Origin of the sequence: Streptomyces curacoi (assembly GCF_001513975.1) — a bacterium.
GTDB classification, from domain to species: domain Bacteria; phylum Actinomycetota; class Actinomycetes; order Streptomycetales; family Streptomycetaceae; genus Streptomyces; species Streptomyces curacoi.
The window spans coordinates 617,384-634,200 of sequence record NZ_KQ947984.1 but is presented as its reverse complement, the minus strand read 5'-3'; the positions used below and the strand labels follow the sequence as shown (position 1 = coordinate 634,200).

At 70.4% G+C, this 16,817-nt stretch carries 15 protein-coding genes and 2 pseudogenes; 5 read left to right on the top strand and 12 right to left on the bottom strand.

Annotation, left to right across the window (positions count from 1 at the left end; genetic code table 11):
• Positions 1 to 490: 490 nt before the first annotated feature.
• The 4 genes from AQI70_RS02815 to AQI70_RS02800 all read right to left on the bottom strand — a co-directional run bounded on the left by AQI70_RS02815 (position 491) and on the right by AQI70_RS02800 (position 5,385).
• On the bottom strand, positions 491 to 1,711 hold the full coding sequence (locus AQI70_RS02815) for an MFS transporter (protein WP_062143568.1): 1,221 nt from the start codon (positions 1,709 to 1,711) through the stop codon (positions 491 to 493).
• A 121-nt stretch (positions 1,712 to 1,832) separates the two neighbouring features.
• Entirely contained in the window at positions 1,833 to 2,804 is a 972-nt protein-coding gene (locus AQI70_RS02810) for an endonuclease/exonuclease/phosphatase family protein (RefSeq protein WP_063801550.1), read from the bottom strand.
• A 281-nt stretch (positions 2,805 to 3,085) separates the two neighbouring features.
• Entirely contained in the window at positions 3,086 to 3,715 is a 630-nt protein-coding gene (locus AQI70_RS02805) for a TetR/AcrR family transcriptional regulator (protein WP_062143563.1), read from the bottom strand.
• Between the two features lie 83 nt (positions 3,716 to 3,798).
• A complete protein-coding gene (locus tag AQI70_RS02800) occupies positions 3,799 to 5,385 on the bottom strand; it encodes an MFS transporter (protein WP_079051117.1) in 1,587 nt (528 codons plus the stop codon).
• Between the two features lie 178 nt (positions 5,386 to 5,563).
• Between AQI70_RS02800 and panB the strand changes: the two genes are divergently transcribed.
• A complete protein-coding gene (gene panB, locus AQI70_RS02795; protein WP_062143557.1) occupies positions 5,564 to 6,439 on the top strand; it encodes a 3-methyl-2-oxobutanoate hydroxymethyltransferase in 876 nt (291 codons plus the stop codon).
• A 90-nt stretch (positions 6,440 to 6,529) separates the two neighbouring features.
• Here panB and AQI70_RS02790 read toward each other — a convergent pair whose 3' ends face one another.
• The 3 genes from AQI70_RS02790 to AQI70_RS02780 form a co-directional block, all read right to left on the bottom strand.
• The gene (locus AQI70_RS02790) at positions 6,530 to 8,470 is read right to left on the bottom strand and encodes a S53 family peptidase (protein ID WP_062143553.1); all 1,941 of its coding nucleotides are present in this window, start codon (positions 8,468 to 8,470) and stop codon (positions 6,530 to 6,532) included.
• Between the two features lie 163 nt (positions 8,471 to 8,633).
• Positions 8,634 to 9,236 carry a DUF305 domain-containing protein gene (locus tag AQI70_RS02785; protein ID WP_062144982.1) on the bottom strand — a complete coding sequence of 201 codons (603 nt, stop codon included), beginning with the start codon at positions 9,234 to 9,236 and terminating at the stop codon, positions 8,634 to 8,636.
• 17 nt (positions 9,237 to 9,253) lie between these two features.
• Positions 9,254 to 9,916, bottom strand: coding sequence for a DUF3105 domain-containing protein (locus AQI70_RS02780; RefSeq protein ID WP_062143550.1), 663 nt, complete (start codon positions 9,914 to 9,916; stop codon positions 9,254 to 9,256).
• Between the two features lie 188 nt (positions 9,917 to 10,104).
• Between AQI70_RS02780 and AQI70_RS02775 the strand changes: the two genes are divergently transcribed.
• Positions 10,105 to 10,539, top strand: coding sequence for an Rrf2 family transcriptional regulator (locus AQI70_RS02775; protein WP_062143547.1), 435 nt, complete (start codon positions 10,105 to 10,107; stop codon positions 10,537 to 10,539).
• Between the two features lie 13 nt (positions 10,540 to 10,552).
• On the opposite strand, the pseudogene AQI70_RS02770 reads toward AQI70_RS02775, so the two are convergent.
• Positions 10,553 to 11,662, bottom strand: a pseudogene (locus AQI70_RS02770) (globin domain-containing protein); the annotation flags it as partial.
• Positions 11,663 to 11,968: 306 nt separating this feature from the next.
• Here AQI70_RS02770 and glnA point away from each other — a divergent pair.
• Positions 11,969 to 13,330 carry a type I glutamate--ammonia ligase gene (gene glnA / locus AQI70_RS02765; protein ID WP_037889433.1) on the top strand — a complete coding sequence of 454 codons (1,362 nt, stop codon included), beginning with the start codon at positions 11,969 to 11,971 and terminating at the stop codon, positions 13,328 to 13,330.
• 209 nt (positions 13,331 to 13,539) lie between these two features.
• Here glnA and AQI70_RS36965 read toward each other — a convergent pair.
• Positions 13,540 to 13,749, bottom strand: a pseudogene (locus AQI70_RS36965) (IS5/IS1182 family transposase); the annotation flags it as partial.
• Positions 13,750 to 13,794: 45 nt separating this feature from the next.
• Between AQI70_RS36965 and AQI70_RS02760 the strand changes: the two are divergent.
• Complete coding sequence (locus tag AQI70_RS02760; protein WP_244181433.1) at positions 13,795 to 14,064, top strand: YrhB domain-containing protein; 270 nt, start codon at positions 13,795 to 13,797, stop codon at positions 14,062 to 14,064.
• A 212-nt stretch (positions 14,065 to 14,276) separates the two neighbouring features.
• Here AQI70_RS02760 and AQI70_RS02755 read toward each other — a convergent pair whose 3' ends face one another.
• Positions 14,277 to 14,786: a nuclear transport factor 2 family protein gene (locus tag AQI70_RS02755; RefSeq protein ID WP_215153646.1), complete on the bottom strand. Its 510-nt coding sequence runs from the start codon at positions 14,784 to 14,786 to the stop codon at positions 14,277 to 14,279.
• Between the two features lie 508 nt (positions 14,787 to 15,294).
• Between AQI70_RS02755 and AQI70_RS02750 the strand changes: the two genes are divergently transcribed.
• Entirely contained in the window at positions 15,295 to 15,774 is a 480-nt protein-coding gene (locus AQI70_RS02750; protein ID WP_062143539.1) for a hypothetical protein, read from the top strand.
• Positions 15,775 to 15,777: 3 nt separating this feature from the next.
• Here AQI70_RS02750 and AQI70_RS02745 read toward each other — a convergent pair whose 3' ends face one another.
• Positions 15,778 to 16,227, bottom strand: coding sequence for a VOC family protein (locus AQI70_RS02745; RefSeq protein WP_062143536.1), 450 nt, complete (start codon positions 16,225 to 16,227; stop codon positions 15,778 to 15,780).
• Positions 16,206 to 16,751 (bottom strand): pyridoxamine 5'-phosphate oxidase family protein, encoded by a 546-nt coding sequence (locus AQI70_RS02740; RefSeq protein ID WP_062143533.1) that lies wholly within the window; start codon positions 16,749 to 16,751, stop codon positions 16,206 to 16,208. Before AQI70_RS02740 ends, AQI70_RS02745 begins: the two co-directional genes overlap by 22 nt.
• Positions 16,752 to 16,817 lie beyond the last annotated feature (66 nt).

Sequence of the window (16,817 nt, the reverse complement as noted above, 5' to 3'; positions counted from 1 at the left end):
GGATCGACGGGGGAGGCGCGGGCCCGCTCGTCGGCGCTCAGTGCAGGGCGGTTTCGGTCGCCAGGGGAGCGGTCCGCCGCGTACGCCACCGCCGGAGAGGTCACGCCGGAGGCGCGTGGTGGGAGCCGGACCGCTGATCCGGGCGCCGTCGCTGTTCGTGATGGACCGGGGGCGGGAGGCGGAGTCCGCCCCACGGCGCTCAGCGCAGGGCGGTTTCGGTCTGCTGCGGAACATGCCCGGCGACCACCCGCTCGGCGCCCGGCCCGTGGCGCGGTCCGCCGCGGACGCCACCACTGTGATGCCCAGCCCGGGTACGGCCGGCGGCGCTGCCCCGGCCAGCGCCGGAGAGGTCACGCGCGAAGCGCGCGGTGGGAGCCGGACCGGCGGCGATCCGGGCGCCGTCCGTGTCCGTGGTGGACCGGCGTCGGGAGGCGTGGGCCCGCTCACCGGCTCTCAGTCGGCGGGAGGACGCGGGCCCGCTCGCCGGCTCTCAGTGCAGGGCGGTCTCGGTCTGCTGGGGCACATGCCCGGCGACCACCCGCTCGCGCCCGGCCCGCGGAGCGGTTCGCCGCTGGTCCACGGCGTACGCCACCGTGGCGACGCCCAGGCCGAGTACGGCCAGCGCTGCCCCGGCCAGCGCCGGGGACGTCACGCCGAAGCCCGCGGCGAGGGCCAGGCCGCCGATCCAGGCGCCGCCGGCGTTCGCGAGGTTGAAGGCGGCCTGGTTGGCCGAGGAGGCCAGGGACGGAGCCGAGGAGGCCTTCTCCATCACCATCAGGTTGAGCGGGGAGCCGGTCACGAACGCCGCCATGCCGAGCAGCGTCACCGCCAGGGCCGCGCTCCACGCCGTGGACATCAGGAGCGGGAACAGGGCCAGTACCGCTGCCAGGGAGAGCAGGCCCGCGAACAGCGTCCTGCGCATCGAGTGGTCCGCCAGCCGCCCGCCCAGCAGGTTGCCGATCGTCGCGCCCACACCGAACAACGCCAGCAGCAGCGTCACGCTGGCGTCGGCGTACCCGGCGGCATCGGTCAGCATCGGCGTGACGTAGCTGTACGCGGCGAAGAGCGCGCCGAAGCCCGCGACCGTCGTGCCGAGCGCCAGCCACACCGGCAGGGACTTCAGCGCGGCCACCTCACCGCGCAGGCCGGCGGACGGCGCCGACGCCCGGTCGTGCGGAATCAGCAGCGCGAGCGAGGCGATCGCGGCCAGGCCGATCGCACTGACGCCCAGGAAGGTCGCCCGCCACCCCAGGTGCTGCCCCGTGAGCGTGGCGACCGGCACTCCCGCGATGTTCGCGACCGTCAGCCCCAGGAACATCAGGGACACCGACCTGGCCTTGCGCTCCGGCGCGACCATGTTCGTGGCGACCACCGCACCGACGCCGAAGAAGGCACCGTGCGGCAGACCGCTGACGAAGCGGGCCACGAGCAGCCAGGAGTGATCCGGCGCGAGGGCCGACGCCGCGTTGCCCGCCACGAACAGCGCCATCAGCGCGATCAGGACGGTACGGCGGGACATCCGCGCCGTCACGGCCGCCAGCAGCGGGGCGCCGATGACGACGCCGAGCGCGTACGCCGAGACCAGATATCCGGCGGTGGGGATGGATATGTGCAGGTCGTCCGCGACTTCGGGCAGCAGGCCCATCATCACGAACTCGGTGGTACCGATGCCGAAGGCGCCGACGGCCAGGGCGAGCAGGGCCAGGGGCATGAAGTGAGCCGTGCCTTTCGAGGGAGAGCGGGGGAGAGCGAGGGAGAGCGAGTTCCGGATCAAGTCTATGTTCAATACCGGAACAAATGCGCGCGGCCTCGGTATTCCCCGTTCCCCCGGCTCAGGAGGAGGTGTCGACCTCCACACGCGCCGCCACCGGCAGATGGTCGCTCCCGGTCTCCGGCAGCGCCCACGAGCTCACCGGCTCGATGCCCTTCACCAGGATCTGGTCGATCCGCGCCATCGGGAACGACGCCGGCCAGCTGAACCCGAAACCGTTGCCCGAGGCGCCCTGCGTGGAGCGCATCTGGGCGGTGACGGCGTTGAGCGCCCGGTCGTTCATCGTGCCGTTCAGATCGCCGAGCAGGACCACCTTCCCCAGCGGCTCGTCGGCGATGGCCTCGCCCAGCGCGTTGGCGCTCTTGTCGCGCTGCCGGGCGGTGAACCCGGCCTCCATCTTCACCCGCACCGACGGCAGGTGGGCGACGTACACCGCGACCTGCCCGGACGGCGTGGCCACCGCGGCCCGCATGGCGCGCGTCCAGCCCAGCTTGATGTCCACGGGCTTGACCCCGGTCAGCGGGTACTTGCTCCACAGCCCGACGGTGCCCTGCACCGAGTGGTACTTGTACGTCGACGCCAGGGCCTTCTCGTACGTCGGCACCGCCGCGGCCGTCAGCTCCTCCAGAGCCACCACGTCCGCGCCGGACGCGGCCACGTCCCGGGCCGTGCCGGACGGGTCGGCGTTGTCGGCGTTGACGTTGTGCGTGGCCACCGTGAGGTCGCCGCCGGCGCCGGTCTTGTCGGTGACGAGGCCGCCGAAGAGGTTCAGCCACACGACCGCCGGGAGCAGCACGGCGATGAGGGCGGTGGCGGACCTGCGGACCAGGGCCAGCAGGAGCAGCACGGGGACGAACAGGCCCAGCCAGGGCAGAAACGTCTCGGTCAGGCTGCCGAGGTTGCCGACCGCGTTCGGGATCTGCGCGTGCAGCAGCATCACCAGCGCCAGGATCACCGCGAGGGCGGCCACCACGATGCCGCGCCGCCAGATGCGCGGGTCGCCGCGCCAGCCCGCGACCAGGCGGCTCTTCATCAGGCGGTTCGTCAGGCGCCGAAGCCCGGGTTCCCGGCGCTCGGGCCCCGAGCCGCCGTTGTCCGTCTCCGTCACGTACGCCTGCTGCGCCATACCGTCGCCTCACTACCTGCCGTGCACACCGTCGTCCCCCCGCGCCCAATAAGAACCCTAGGGGATGATCGGCTCGTTCCTGCCGTACCCATGACGGCCGTACGGGGGCGAGGACGTACAAGTCGCCTTCGCGAGTTCCGGTCGCGGCGGGGGAAAGCGCGCTCTGTGACGAAACGCGCACATGCGTGCTACGGAGTGCGGGAACTGACGGGCCGTAGACCTTCGAGCACGGTGTCGACCATCTGCTCCGCCAGCCCTTCCGGCAGGTCGGCGTCCGGGCGCATGACGGCACGCACCAGCATCGGGCCGAAGATCATGTCGTTCATCACGTCGACGTCGATGTCCGTGCGCAGTTCGCCGCTCTCCTGCCCGCGGCGCAGAATCGCGTGCTGTTTCCTGCGTCGCGGCTCGACGACGATCGCGTGGTAGGCGTCCCAGATCTTCGGACTGCTCTTCATCTGGGCGATGACGTTGTGCAGGAGCACCGACGAACGGCTCATCAGCCCGCGCCTGCGCAAGTGCTCCATGAGGACCACGAGATCGTCGCGCGCCGAGGTCCCGGGCAGTTCCGGGTCCGGGGGTTCGGCGGTGCGTACGACGTCGACGAAGAGCTCCTCCTTGCCGCTCCAGCGGCGGTAGATGGTGGACTTGCCGACGCCCGCGGTACGGGCGATGCGCTCGATGGACAGCTCCGCGAGCGGCACACCGTCCTCCAGCAGCCTCAGGACGCCCTCCATGATGGAGCGCTCCACGGCCTCGCTGCGGGGGCGGCCCCGCGCGGGGCCGTCGTGCCGGGGGTGGCTGTCGGCGAGGCTCACTGGGTTCGGTCCTTTCCGTGGGCTGTGCTGATTCTCCCTGGCGGAGGACGTCGGCGTGCCCGAGACGCGAGTCGGCGCGTGTCCTATTCGGCCGCGACCAACTTCCGCTCGCCCTCGCCCTCCTGAGGCGCCGTCGGCCTGCCCGGCAGACACAGCGCCACGACCACCGCGCCGAGCACCGCGACGCCCGTTCCCCACAGCGCCGTGACGTGCATGGCGTGCAGGAACGCGTCGTGGGCCGGGCCGACCAGGGCCTCGCCCCGGGAGCCGAGCCGGTCCGCGACGCCGAGCGTGGCCTCGATGGACTCGCCCGCCGTGTGCCGTACGCCCTCCGGCAGCACCGTGAGCTTGTCCTCGATGCCGCCCCGGTACGCGGTCGACATGACCGAGCCCAGTACGGCGACGCCGAGGGCGCCGCCGACCTGGCGGAAGGTGTTGCTGAGGGCGGAGGCGGAACCGGCCTTCTCGCGGGGCAGGGCCTGCATGATGACGACGCTGATCGGGGTCATGATGTGCGCCATGGCGGCGCCCATCAGGAAGAAGACGACCTCCAGCAGCCAGATCGGCGTGTCGGCCTCGAACGTGGCGAACGCGGCCAGGGTCGCGGCGATGAGCAGCATGGCCCCGGTGGTCGTGGCCCGGTTGCCGAAGCGGTCGACGAGGAGCCGGGCGCGCGGCGCGAAGATCATCTGGGCGGCGGCCAGCGGCAGCATCAGCAGGCCGGTCTGAAGGGGCGAGTAGCCGCGCACGCTCTGGGTGTAGAAGACCGAGAAGAAGGTCACGCCCATGAGGGCGAAGAAGACCAGCGCGATGACGCCGACCGAGGCCGAGAAGACCTTGTTCTTGAAGTAGGTGACATCGATGGACGGATGGTCGCTGCGCTTCTCGAACACGACGAAGGCGGCGAGGACGGCGAGCCCGGCGGCGATCGTCCCGAGCACCGCCGGGTCCGTGAAGTCGGCGAGCTGGCCGCCCTTGATGATGCCGTAGACCAGCAGGACCAGGCCGACGACGGAGAGCACGACGCCGACGGGGTCGAGCCGGCCCGGGTTCGGGTCGCGCGAGTCGGGGGCCAGCCACAGCATCAGCGCGAGCGCGAGCAGCACGATCGGCACGTTGATGAGGAAGACCGACCCCCACCAGAAGTGGTCGAGCAGGACGCCGCCGGTGATCGGGCCGATGGCGATGGCGAGCCCGACGCCGCCGGCCCAGATGCCGATGGCCTTGGGCTGCTCGTCGCGCTCGAAGACGTTCATCAGGACGGCGAGGGTGGCGGGCATCACGAAGGCGGCGCCCAGGCCCATCACCGCGCGGAAGGCGATGAGCTCGCCGGGCGAGCCGGAGAAGGCGGCGAGGGCGGAGCCGACGCCGAACACGGCGAGGCCGCCGAGCAGGACCTTCTTGCGGCCGAGCCGGTCGCCGAGCAGACCGGCGCTGAACAGCAGGCCGGCGAAGACGAGGGTGTAGGAGTTGATCGCCCACTCCAGCTCGCCCTGGGTGGCGCCGAGGCCGGTCGGAGCCGGGGTCGAGATGGTCTTGATGGCGACGTTCAGGATCGAGTTGTCCAGGACGACGATCAGCAGGCTGAGCATCAGCACGCCGAGGATCGCCCAGCGGCGCCGGTGCACGGCTTCCGGTATGCGGGGGGCTGTGGCGGCGGGAGAAGTCATGCCGTCGAGCCTACGGGACTTACGATACGGCACCGTCTCGTATCGTAAATTTTTGCCGAGACCTTACGCGGAAGAACTCACACGGAGTGCCCTGGCCCTGGCTGGCACGAAGTGCCACCATGGAGGGGATCCGGGGACGCCGTAAGGGCGCCTCGAGATGACAGAAGGAGCCGTTGCAATGACGCAGCTTTCGGCTGCCCAGACGCCTCAGGCGAACCCCTCCGACGGCAGCAAGGCGCTGTACGGGGGGAAGGGCACCCGCCGCATCACCGTCCGCGACATCGCCCTCGCCAAGGAGCGGGGCGAGAAGTGGCCCATGCTCACCGCCTACGACGCGATGACCGCGTCCGTCTTCGACGAGGCCGGCATCCCGGTCATGCTCGTCGGCGACTCCGCGGGCAACTGCCACCTCGGCTACGACACGACCGTACCCGTCACGCTCGACGAGATGACCATGCTCTCGGCGGCCGTCGTGCGGGGCACCTCCCGCGCCCTGATCGTCGGCGACCTGCCGTTCGGCTCGTACCAGGAGGGCCCGGTGCAGGCGCTGCGCTCGGCGACCCGGCTGGTGAAGGAGGCCGGCGTCGGGGCGGTGAAGCTGGAGGGCGGGGAGCGCTCGCACCGCCAGATCGAGCTCCTGGTCGAGTCCGGCATCCCGGTCATGGCCCACATCGGCCTGACCCCGCAGTCCGTCAACGCCATGGGCTACCGCGTCCAGGGCCGCGGCGAGGAGGCCGCCGCACAGCTGCTGCGGGACGCCAAGGCGGTCCAGGACGCTGGCGCGTTCGCGGTCGTCCTGGAGCTGGTCCCGGCGGAGCTGGCCGCCGAGGTCACCCGGGTCCTGCACATCCCGACGGTCGGGATCGGCGCCGGGCCGGAGACGGACGCGCAGGTGCTGGTCTGGACGGACATGCTGGGCCTGACCGGCGGCCGGGTCCCCAAGTTCGTGAAGCAGTACGCCAACCTCCGCGAGGTCATGGGCAACGCGGCGAAGGCCTTCGCGGAGGACGTGGTCGGCGGAACGTTCCCGCAGGAAGAGCACTCCGTCCACTGATCCCGCCGGACACCCCTGAGCCACTGCGGCACCAAAGCGCCCCGCCGATCTTCCCCCGTCGGCGGGGCGCTCCTTTGGCGGCGGCGCCGGTCAGCGGCGGTACGACTCCACGTAACCGCTCGCGGGCGTGCCCACGCCCGTCACGTCGTCGTAGCCCTTCACGGCCCGGAGCGAGCTGTCGTGGCCGAGGGTGCGTACCGAGGTGGTCAGGCCGCCGGTGGCGTCGTAGCCGTTGACGAAGTCCACGCGCGCCACCGCGAGCCCGGAGCCGGTCGGGTCATCGGTGACGTCGTGGTACGCCTTCGACCCGTACCTCGCGTAGATCGACGGGTTGGCGAACCCGATCGGTTCGCCGCCGCGCGCCTCCTGCGCGAGTGCCTGTACGGCTGCGATCACCGGAGCGGCCAGCGAGGTGCCGCCGATGCGGTACTCGTCGTACGCCTGTGTCTTCCCGTCCGGCATGGTCTGCGTCTGGCCCACCAGGAACCCGGTGTTCGGGTCGGCGATCGCCGCGATGTCCGGGACGACGCGGTTGCCGTCGGCGCTGTGGGCCCCGGCCAGCGCGTCCGGGACGACGCCCCGCTGCCAGTACGGCTCGGGGACGGTCTTGCTGGTGCCGCCGCCCGCGCCCGAGGTGAAGGCGCCGGGGAAGTCCACCCAGCTCTTGCCGTCGTCCGACAGGACCGCCTTCTGCGTGCCCCAGCCGGTCTCCCACAGGTACGAGTCGCCCTTGCCGACCGCCAGCGACGTACCGCCGACCGCCGTCACCCACGCCGAGCTCGCCGGGATGTCGACCTGCTTGGTGCCGCTGCTCGCGACCTCGTCGCCGTCGTCGCCGGAGGAGTAGTAGAAGCCGATCCCCTCGACCGCGCCGAACTGGAAGACCTGGTCGTAGGCGGCCGCGAGGTCCGGAGTCCGGGCGGACTCCACCTCGCCCCAGGAGTTGGAGACGATGTCGGCCAGATGGTGGTCGACGATCTTGCCGAGCGAGTCCAGCAGGTCCTCGTCGTAGCAGGAGGCGGCGCCCACGTACGTGATCTGCGCACCGGGCGCGACCGCGTGCGCGGCCTCGACGTCGAGGGTCTCCTCGCCGTACCAGCCGGCCGCCGAGCACTCCTTGGTCCGCGTGTACTTGCCGGGCAGGACCTGCCGCAACTGGCCGCTGGTGTAGGCCGCGTCGCCGTGCCTCTTGGCGTAGGTGGCCGCGTCGTAGGCGATGGTCGGGGAGGCGTACGCGTCGGTGATGGCGATGCGCACGCCCTTGCCGGTGTGCTTGCCGGCGCCGTACGCGGCCCTCAGCTGCTGGCCGGTGTAGCCCTTGACGGCGTACGGGATCCTGGTGCCGTACGCCTCCGGCAGCGTGGTCGCCACGTTCGAGCCGTAGGACGAGGAGAACGGCCCGGCGTTGCGGAACACGGTCTCCGGCTGCGGCAGCCGGTCCTGGTGGCGGGCCAGGTGCGGCGCGTTGTCCAGTCCGGTGACGGTCAGGACGGCGTCCTTCAGATGGTCCGGCACCGAGACGGTCGTCGTGGGCGCGCGGTAAGTGGCGGCCCCCTTGGTGTAGTTGTGCAGCTGGGTGCCGAACGCCTTCTCCGCGGCGGCCACCTCGCCGGTGACGGCGACATAGTGCCGCGTGACGTCCGTGACCTTCAGGCCCGCCGAGGTCAGCCACTCCTTGACCGCGGCGACCTGGGCCTTGGTCGCGCCGAAGCGGGCGCGGGCCTGGCCGGCGGTGAGGTACTTGCCGTACGACGCCGACTTCGGGTCCGACACGGCCTTCGCGTACGCGGCGAGGCCGGCGGCGTCCCGGCCCTTGAGGTAGACGCGGGCGGAGAGCCGGGCGCTGTCCGCGGTCGCGCCCCGGTCGGAGCGGGCGGTGGCCCACGCGGGCCTGGTCCCCGCGAGCGTGTCCCGGGCGGGCCGGTCCGAGGCGTGCGCGGCGGGTGTGCCGAGCGCCAGCGCGCCGGCGAGCAGGGGCAGGGTCGCCGCCAGGCTCACTCCGGCGCGCAGGGTGGCGCGATTGGATCTCATGAAACCCCCTGTGCGGTTCGTCGCGAGTGGATCACTCGACAGTCGTCACTCTCGCGATGAACTGTTCATGCCAGGGGAATACCGGGGCCAAGAAGCCCCCAATTAACCTAATGACAAGGCCATTTGAGGACGGCGGCGGGCGGCGGACCACGCCGTGCGAGCACTACGGCCGCGGCTCGGCGCCCCGCTCCTTCAACATGTCCCTCATCAGGCCGATCTCCGACTGCTGCCCGTCCACCATGCCCTGCGCGAGCTGCTTCTCCACGCCGACCGAGCACTTGTCCACACAGCCCTCGGCCATGTGGATGCCGCCCTTGTGATGGTCCGTCATCAGCTGGAGATAGAAGATCTCCGCCTGCCTGCCGCTGAGGCCCTGGAGCTTCTTCAGCTCCGTGTTGGTCGCCATGCCCGGCATCAGCGCGCCGTCCTCGCCGGAGGCCATGTCACCCATGCCCATCCAGGTCATCGGCGCGTCCGACGACACCTTCGGCAGCTCCCACAGATCCAGCCAGCCCAGCAGCATGCCGCGCTGGTTGGCCTGCGTCTGCGCGATGTCGTACGCCAGCCGCCGCACCTTCTCGTCCTTGGTGCGGTCGCGCACGATGTACGACATCTCCACGGCCTGCTGGTGGTGCACCGCCATGTCCCGCGCGAACCCGGCGTCCGCCGAGTCGGCACTCGGGTTCTCGTTCGAACCGCCGTCCTCGGCGACGGCGTAGGTGATCGCACCCGCCGCGACGAGCACCGCCGCGGCGGCCCCTGCCATCCAGCCGACGTGCTGCTTCACTCCGACAGACCGCCCGTGCAGGCCGCGCCCTTCTCGGGCGTCTGCTCACCCTGGACGTACTTCTCGAAGAACTTGCCGACGTTCGGGTCGTCCGCGCCGGTCACCGTGCGCTGCGCGCCCCACGCGGTGAGCATGATCGGGGCCTTCTGCTTCTCGTCCGGGCTCATCAGCGTGTACGGCGTCTGCTTGACCTTCGCCGCCAGCGCCTCGATGTCGGCCTTGGGTGCCTTGGAGGTGTACGTCACCCACACCGCGCCGTGCTCCAGGGAGTGCACGGCGTTCTCGTTCGCCAGCTCCTTGGTGTAGACGTCGCCGTTGCAGTTCATCCACGCGTCGTGGTGGTTGCCACCGACAGGGGGCTCCAGCGGGTACTTCACGGACGTCTTGACGTGGGTGCGCCCCAGCGTCCCCTTCCAGGTGCTCACACCGTCCTCGCCGGCGACGAGCTTCCCGGTGGTCTTCGCGTCGGTCGCCTCGTCGTCCTTGCCGGACTGCGACTGCACGAGGACGACACCGCCGACCACGAGGCCGACGACGATCACCACACTGGCCGCGATCGTGAGGATCCGGTTGCGCTGCTCACGGGCACGCTCGGCGCGCCGCATCTCCTCTATTCGCGCCTTGCGGGCCGCGCTGTCCTTGTTCTTGGCCGAGCCCATGAGTGTTGTCCTTCGGGGAAAGGGACGGTCGGGTCCGCTGATCGTAATGGGGAAGGTGTGACCTCTTGTAGGGAGGCCGCAGGAAAGACCGGATCAGAACGATGCGCCGTCCGGCGCGAGGCGTCGGCGCTCCGGGGCCGTCCAACCAATATTTGGAGCCTCATATGCGCATTATCTACGCTGCGCCCATGCGGCTGCTGCGCTCCACCGACCTGGCACTCCGGCTCCTCATGCGCCTCGCCGTCCTGGGCGACGCCACGCCGACGACCCGGCAGGTCGCGGCGGACATGGAGGTGCCCTACACACACGCGGCCAAGGTCGTCGCCGAGCTCCAGTACATGGGCCTGGTCGACGCCCGCCGGGGCCGCGGCGGCGGCCTCTCGCTCAGCGACAGGGGCCGTACCGCGTCGGTCGGCGCCATCGTGCGCGCCTTCGAAGGGGACGGTGACGTCGTCGACTGCGAGGGCGACCACCCCTGCCCGCTCAACTCCGGGTGCCGGCTGCGGGGCGCCCTGCGCCGGGCCCAGGAGGCCTTCTACGCCTCGCTGGACCCGCTGACGGTGGCCGATGTGACGGCCGACCCCACGGGGCCGCTGCTGCTCCGGATCGGCCGGGCGCCCTGAGGCCGGCCCGGCCTCAGCCCTCCTGCGCCAGCCAGAGGTCCGGCCCGAACACCTCGTAGTGGATGTCGGCCGGTGCCGCACCCTTCTCGATCAGCTGCGCCCGCACCGCCCGCATGAAGGGCAGCGGACCGCACAGGTACGCGCGCGTGCCCCGCGGTACGGCGATGCCGGTCAGGTCGACCAGGCCGGTGCGGTGGGACTCCTCGTCGGCGTCGGCGTGCGTCTCGTACCAGAAGTGGACCGACGCGTGCGCGAGCTTCTTCGCGTATGCCTCGTGGTCGGCGCGCAGGGCGTGCTCGGCGGGGGAGCGGTCGCCGTGCACGACGAGTACCGGGCCCTGGTACCCGGTGTCCGCGAGCTCACCCAGCAACGCGACCATCGGGGTGACGCCGATGCCGGCGGAGGCGAGGAGCAGCGGGGTGCCGGTGCCGGTGCCGGTGTCGGTGTCGGTGTCGCCGAGCACGAGATCGCCGTACGGCGCCGACAGGCGCAGCCGGTCGCCGGCCCGCACGCGCGCGTGGAGGTGGTTCGAGACCTCGCCGTCGGGTGCGGTGCCGCCGCGCACCCGCTTCACGCTGATCTGGCGTACCGGTGACCCGGGTGCGGCGGAGAGGCTGTACTGGCGTATCTGCCGGGCCCCGTCCGTCAGCTCCACCTGGACGGAGACGTACTGTCCGGCCCGGAAGCCGGGCGCCGGGCGGCCGTCGGCCGGGCGCAGCCGGAAGGTGGCGACGTCGGCGGTCTCCTCGACGCGCGCGACGACCTCCCACTCCCGCCACTCGGCACCGCCCCGCTCCTCGTACAGCCGCTTCTCCAGGGCGATGAGCGCGTTCGCCATCAGCCAGTAGACCTCGTCCCAGGCGGCCGCGACCTCGGGCGTGACGGCCTCGCCGAGCACGTCGGCGATGGCGGCGAAGAGGTGCTCGTGGACGGTTCCGTACTGCTCGGCCGTGACGCCGAGTGAGGCGTGCTTGTGGGCGATGCGGCCCAGCAGCACGTCGGGCCGCTGCTCAGGGTGGTCCAGGAGGTGCGTGGCGAAGGCGGCGATGGAGCCCGCCAGGGCCTGCCGCTGGGTGCCGGCCGCCTGGTCGCCGCGGTTGAACAGGTCCCTCAGCAGCTCGGGGCTCGACTGGGCGGCACGGCATTAAAACTTGCATTTGAGATGCAAATTAAAGAGGCCGTCGTCCGTGGGCCGTTCGGGCCGGGCATTACGGATGTCGGTCCGAGCAGGCAAGATGGGCGGAGGAGGAGAACACCTGCTCGTGCGCGGTACACCTGACGTACGCGAGGCGTTCAGCCCGGGATCGCCGAGGCGATCAAGGTCCGCAACGCGCATGAAATGCTGTTGTGGTGGGATGCTCAGGTGCCCGACCGCCTCCCGCGGTACCGGAGACAGGCGGCCTGACCAGCAAGGATGGGGAAGCGGAAGATGGACAAGCAGCAGGAGTTCGTGCTCCGGACCTTGGAGGAGCGCGACATCCGGTTCGTACGCCTGTGGTTCACGGACGTGCTGGGCTTCCTCAAGTCCGTGGCCGTGGCCCCGGCCGAGCTGGAGCAGGCCTTCGACGAGGGCATCGGCTTCGACGGCTCGGCGATCGAGGGCTTCGCCCGGGTCTACGAGTCCGACATGATCGCCAAGCCGGACCCGTCGACCTTCCAGATCCTGCCCTGGCGCGCCGAGGCCCCCGGCACCGCCCGCATGTTCTGCGACATCCTCATGCCGGACGGCTCCCCGTCCTTCGCCGACCCGCGCTACGTCCTCAAGCGCGCCCTGGCCCGCACCTCCGACCTGGGCTTCACCTTCTACACCCACCCGGAGATCGAGTTCTTCCTGCTGAAGGACAGGCCCCTCGACGGCTCCCGCCCGACCCCGGCCGACAACTCCGGCTACTTCGACCACACCCCCCAGAACATCGGCATGGACTTCCGCCGCCAGGCGATCACCATGCTGGAGTCGATGGGCATCTCGGTGGAGTTCTCCCACCACGAGGGCGCGCCCGGCCAGCAGGAGATCGACCTGCGCTACGCCGACGCGCTCTCCACGGCTGACAACATCATGACGTTCCGCCTGGTCATGAAGCAGGTCGCGCTGGAGCAGGGCGTCCAGGCGACCTTCATGCCCAAGCCCTTCTCCGAGCACCCGGGCAGCGGCATGCACACCCACCTGTCGCTCTTCGAGGGCGACCGCAACGCCTTCTACGAGTCCGGCGCCGAGTACCAGCTCTCCAAGGTCGGCCGCTCCTTCATCGCGGGCCTGCTGCGGCACGCGGCGGAGATCTCCGCGGTCACCAACCAGTGGGTCAACTCCTACAAGCGCATCTGGGGCGGCACCGAGCGCACCGCCGGCGCCGGCGGCGAGGCCCCCTCGTACATCTGCTGGGGCCACAACAACCGCTCGGCCCTGGTCCGCGTCCCGATGTACAAGCCCGGCAAGACCGGTTCGGCCCGCGTCGAGGTCCGTTCGCTGGACTCGGGCGCCAACCCCTACCTCGCCTACGCCGTCCTGCTCGCCGCCGGCCTCAAGGGCATCGAGGAGGGCTACGAGCTGCCTCCGGGCGCCGAGGACGACGTGTGGGCGCTCTCCGACGCCGAGCGCCGCGCCATGGGCATCGAGCCGCTGCCACAGAACCTCGGCGAGGCCCTGACCCTGATGGAACGCAGCGACCTCGTCGCCGAGACGCTGGGCGAGCACGTCTTCGACTTCTTCCTGCGCAACAAGCGGCAGGAGTGGGAGGAGTACCGCAGCGAGGTCACCGCGTTCGAGCTGCGGAAGAATCTGCCGGTGCTGTAGGGGCAGGCCAGAGCAGCGTTTCTGCTGACTCGGCGGTTGGGGCCGACGGCCGAGATGTCGGCCCCGAACACCCGTCACTGGCCCTGGGTGGTCTCTGGGCCGTCCGAGCCGGATCACTGTGGGGCGCGGGCAGCCTGCTCCTAAGTGCTGTCCCGTAAGTGATCGGAGACGTGCCTGTTGGTCGTCTGCTCGCTCGTCTCGCTTCTCGGTCAGCCGCTGAGGACGAGGTTGCGGAGGCGGGCGAATCCGAGCATGGCGTGTTGGGCGCTGTCGCCTTTTGGCCGGCAGTCTCGGATCCGGGCCGGGAGTTCGGCCTGGCCGCGTTCGCGGCGGTGCGGGATGACACGGCCGGTGCCCCGGTAGCCGTCATCCGCGATCACTGTCGTCTTACCGACGGCGGCCTTCGCGCCGGAGAGCTCTTACGAGGACGACCTGGTGGTTGGCCTACGGACTGGAGACGAATGATGAAGCAGGACGACGCTCTACAGCTCGCAGTGGCGTTTCTCGCCGACAGCCAGCGCGATGACGAGCCTCCTCTTGCCATAGACATGGAACGAGTCCGCGAGCACAACGGCCTCCTGATCGTGCCTTACAACTCTGTGCAGTACCTCGCTTCGCGTGACGTGAGGGAGCAGCTGTTGGACTGCTGGCCCATCCTCGTCGACCTCGAACGCGGCGACGTGCGGTTCGGGACCCTGGAGGAGCGGCATCTGTGGAGGAACCTGAGCAACTGATGAGGCCGTGGCTGTGACCGAGCACTTGAGTTGGCCCCTGAGCGGCTGAGTTGGCCCGGTTGAGTGCTGCGGTTGGCCCAATGGGTCAGCAGACGAGTTGGCCAGGGAGAAGGGCAATGGCCCGGCCTCGGATGCCGAGCCGAGTGTTCGGGGACGCGGCGAGGCGGCATCACCGTCGACTACCCGCACGTGCAGGGCCGCGCCCGGCGGGCTTACCCCTGATGGTGTTCCGGGATGCCCTTTCGTCGAGCCCGGTGGCGCTCCACCAGCCTCGCCGCCTCCGTGCCCCGTCCATTGGCCACCGGCGCAACGAACAGTTCGGAGGCGGCAGCGGGACGCAGGCCCATGTCCCTTGCGGCCTGGTCAGGCAGGTCTGCGAGGTTCCACTGCACGGTCTCGTGACTGATCTGTCCGGCGGCGGTGAAGGTGAACAGGCTTGTTCCTGGGACGTCGAACCGCTGGCCGGAGAGAACGGTTCCGAAGGTGCGCCACAGAAAGGCGGCCCGGCCCGCAGCATGGACTCTGTCCAGAGCGGACATGCCCAGCCTGGAGGTGGCGGCGAACCAGAGTCCGAAGTGGTCACGGAGCTCGTCACGGCCGTGCAGGTCCCACCGGAGCGTCTTGTCCACAAAGTGGACGTCCTCGGTGTAGACGGACACCAAGGCATCCAGATCGTGACTGCCCATGGCGTCGCACACCCGCCGGAAGGCCGCCTCCTGCACGTCCCGGTACGACGATTCGGATCTGCTCACACACGGATCGCTCACTGCCAGTCCTCTCACAGCAGGTGCCTGTGTCCGCGCCCTCCCCTCCGTGCGATGCCACCAGACATGGATGCCCTGGCGAAACGCTTTTCCGTCACCCGTAAGAGGCCGTATGACGCGCCGATGGTGGACGGTACGGGACCGTACTCGGACGCACGCACATTGCGCACCACACTGTGGGGAGCCCGTGACCTCCTACATTGCGAGCGCTGACTCGTACCTCCTTCCGTGAAATCCCCGGTCAGGCTCACGGCCGTCGCCCTGCGGGGCAACTCCGACGCTCAGCGGGGCCGACTCAAGCGCGAAAGGGCCAATTGGAGTGCTCAGTCACAGTGGCTGTCCGCAACCACACTTACGGCACAGCCCTTAGAATCGAATGCCTGAACGACTCGCCTCCCGGCCTACCCAGCACCCAGGGCGCACGGCGGCATACTGATCCTCATGAACTCGCCATCACGAAAGGCCGATGCCGCGTAGGCGGCCCGGTTCGCTGCGCGCCGCGCAGTGGCTTCGACAGGGGGCGCGCTGGTGGGACACGCCCGCCCCGGACCGCATCCACGGGCTCTCCGCCCGTACCAGCCTCGCCGTACACCGCCATGAGGCGCTCTCGGCCGACTACTTCGTCTTCCCCGGCGTCACCGACCATGCCCTGCGGAGATACGAGGCTTTTCTGAGGCCCGCGGGGCGTAAGCCGCGCTATCCGTACGGCGACGACTGCGGCTGCCGCGGCTGTTCCCTCCGGGACGTCCGGCACGCTCGCGACGTGCTCGGCACCGTCCTGCGGAACCTGCCCCCGCGGGACCGTGCCGAGCTGGCGCGGACCGTCGCCGCGCTGGACGCGGAGTACCGCGCCCGTACCCTGCCGGATCCGCTCGCCGACCGGCGGCTGCGGTGGTGGCACCGGCGGTTGCAAGGGTGCCCCTTCACACAGAGCGGGCGTACCTGATGATCAGTCCCGCCGCGCCGCCTGCTCCGACAGGAGCCGGTGGAGCGGCTCCTCACTCCTGCGCCGGTACTCCTGGACGGACCAGCCGTTGCCGTCGGGGTCCTTGAAGTACATGAAGGTGGCGCCGTCGTCGGGGGAGTACTGGACCGGCTCCGAGACGTCGAGGCCGCGCTCGACCAGCTCCGCACGGGCCGCCTTGATGTCGGCGACGCAGAGCTGGAGGCCCTGGTAGGAGCCGGGCTCGGGTTTGGTCTCGCCCTGGGCCATGTCCCAGATGCTGTCGCCGAGGGCGATCGAACAGCCCGAGCCCGGAGGCGTCAGCTGGACGATCCGCATGCCCGGCATGACCTCCTGGTCGATGTCGACGTGGAAACCGACCTTGTCCCGGTAGAAGTCGCGGGCCCGGTCGATGTCGCTCACGGGCAGCGGGATCACTTCGAGCGTGAAGTCCATTGCTGATCCTCCAAGGTGAAACGCCAACGGGTCTGGCTGAACGGTTCTCCCTTACCGAAGCCGAAAACCGTGCGCGGTGCCACCGAAAAGACGGCAGCCCGTCCCGGACCGTGGTGGAAATACCCCTCCCGTACCTCGAAGTGCCAGAAACTGCCGTACTTCGCCTCCCACGCGGCGGCCAGCTCGCGCAGCCGGGCGTCGTCGGTGATCCGCACCGCCTCGCCCTCGACCACGAGGTCGAAGCCCTGGTTCCAGGTGTTCGTGCCGGTCGTCAGCACGACGTTCGGGTTCTCCGCCAGGTTCCTCGCCTTGCGCTCCTCCGGGCCCGTGCAGAAATGCAGCGCGTCCTCCGACCACACCGCCGGCAGCGGGGTCACATGCGGCCGCCCGTCCGGTCGTACCGTCGAGATCCAGAACAGCTCCGCCCCGGCCAGCAGTTTCTCAGCCTCGGCCCAGGGGGTCGCGGTGGCCCGCTCGTCGCTGTAGCGCGCATCCAGCCGGGTCTGCGGTTGCTTCTCGGTCATCGGACGCCCTCCAGACGTGTCGCTCCACAAGGCAGACCGCGCGGGCCACCGGAACTCATCGGGGCC

What these genes read in the sequence shown, in the direction of transcription:
- AQI70_RS02815 (WP_062143568.1), bottom strand. Translation starts at nt 1,711, where the DNA reads ATGCCCCTGGCCCTGCTCGCCCTGGCCGTCGGCGCCTTCGGCATCGGT.
- AQI70_RS02810 (WP_063801550.1), bottom strand. Translation starts at nt 2,804, where the DNA reads ATGAAGAGCCGCCTGGTCGCGGGCTGGCGCGGCGACCCGCGCATCTGG.
- AQI70_RS02800 (WP_079051117.1), bottom strand. Translation starts at nt 5,385, where the DNA reads ATGACTTCTCCCGCCGCCACAGCCCCCCGCATACCGGAAGCCGTGCAC.
- panB (WP_062143557.1), top strand. Translation starts at nt 5,564, where the DNA reads ATGACGCAGCTTTCGGCTGCCCAGACGCCTCAGGCGAACCCCTCCGAC.
- AQI70_RS02790 (WP_062143553.1), bottom strand. Translation starts at nt 8,470, where the DNA reads ATGAGATCCAATCGCGCCACCCTGCGCGCCGGAGTGAGCCTGGCGGCG.
- AQI70_RS02785 (WP_062144982.1), bottom strand. Translation starts at nt 9,236, where the DNA reads ATGGCAGGGGCCGCCGCGGCGGTGCTCGTCGCGGCGGGTGCGATCACC.
- AQI70_RS02780 (WP_062143550.1), bottom strand. Translation starts at nt 9,916, where the DNA reads ATGGGCTCGGCCAAGAACAAGGACAGCGCGGCCCGCAAGGCGCGAATA.
- AQI70_RS02775 (WP_062143547.1), top strand. Translation starts at nt 10,105, where the DNA reads ATGCGGCTGCTGCGCTCCACCGACCTGGCACTCCGGCTCCTCATGCGC.
- glnA (WP_037889433.1), top strand. Translation starts at nt 11,969, where the DNA reads ATGGACAAGCAGCAGGAGTTCGTGCTCCGGACCTTGGAGGAGCGCGAC.
- AQI70_RS02760 (WP_244181433.1), top strand. Translation starts at nt 13,795, where the DNA reads ATGAAGCAGGACGACGCTCTACAGCTCGCAGTGGCGTTTCTCGCCGAC.
- AQI70_RS02750 (WP_062143539.1), top strand. Translation starts at nt 15,295, where the DNA reads ATGCCGCGTAGGCGGCCCGGTTCGCTGCGCGCCGCGCAGTGGCTTCGA.
- AQI70_RS02745 (WP_062143536.1), bottom strand. Translation starts at nt 16,227, where the DNA reads ATGGACTTCACGCTCGAAGTGATCCCGCTGCCCGTGAGCGACATCGAC.
- AQI70_RS02740 (WP_062143533.1), bottom strand. Translation starts at nt 16,751, where the DNA reads ATGACCGAGAAGCAACCGCAGACCCGGCTGGATGCGCGCTACAGCGAC.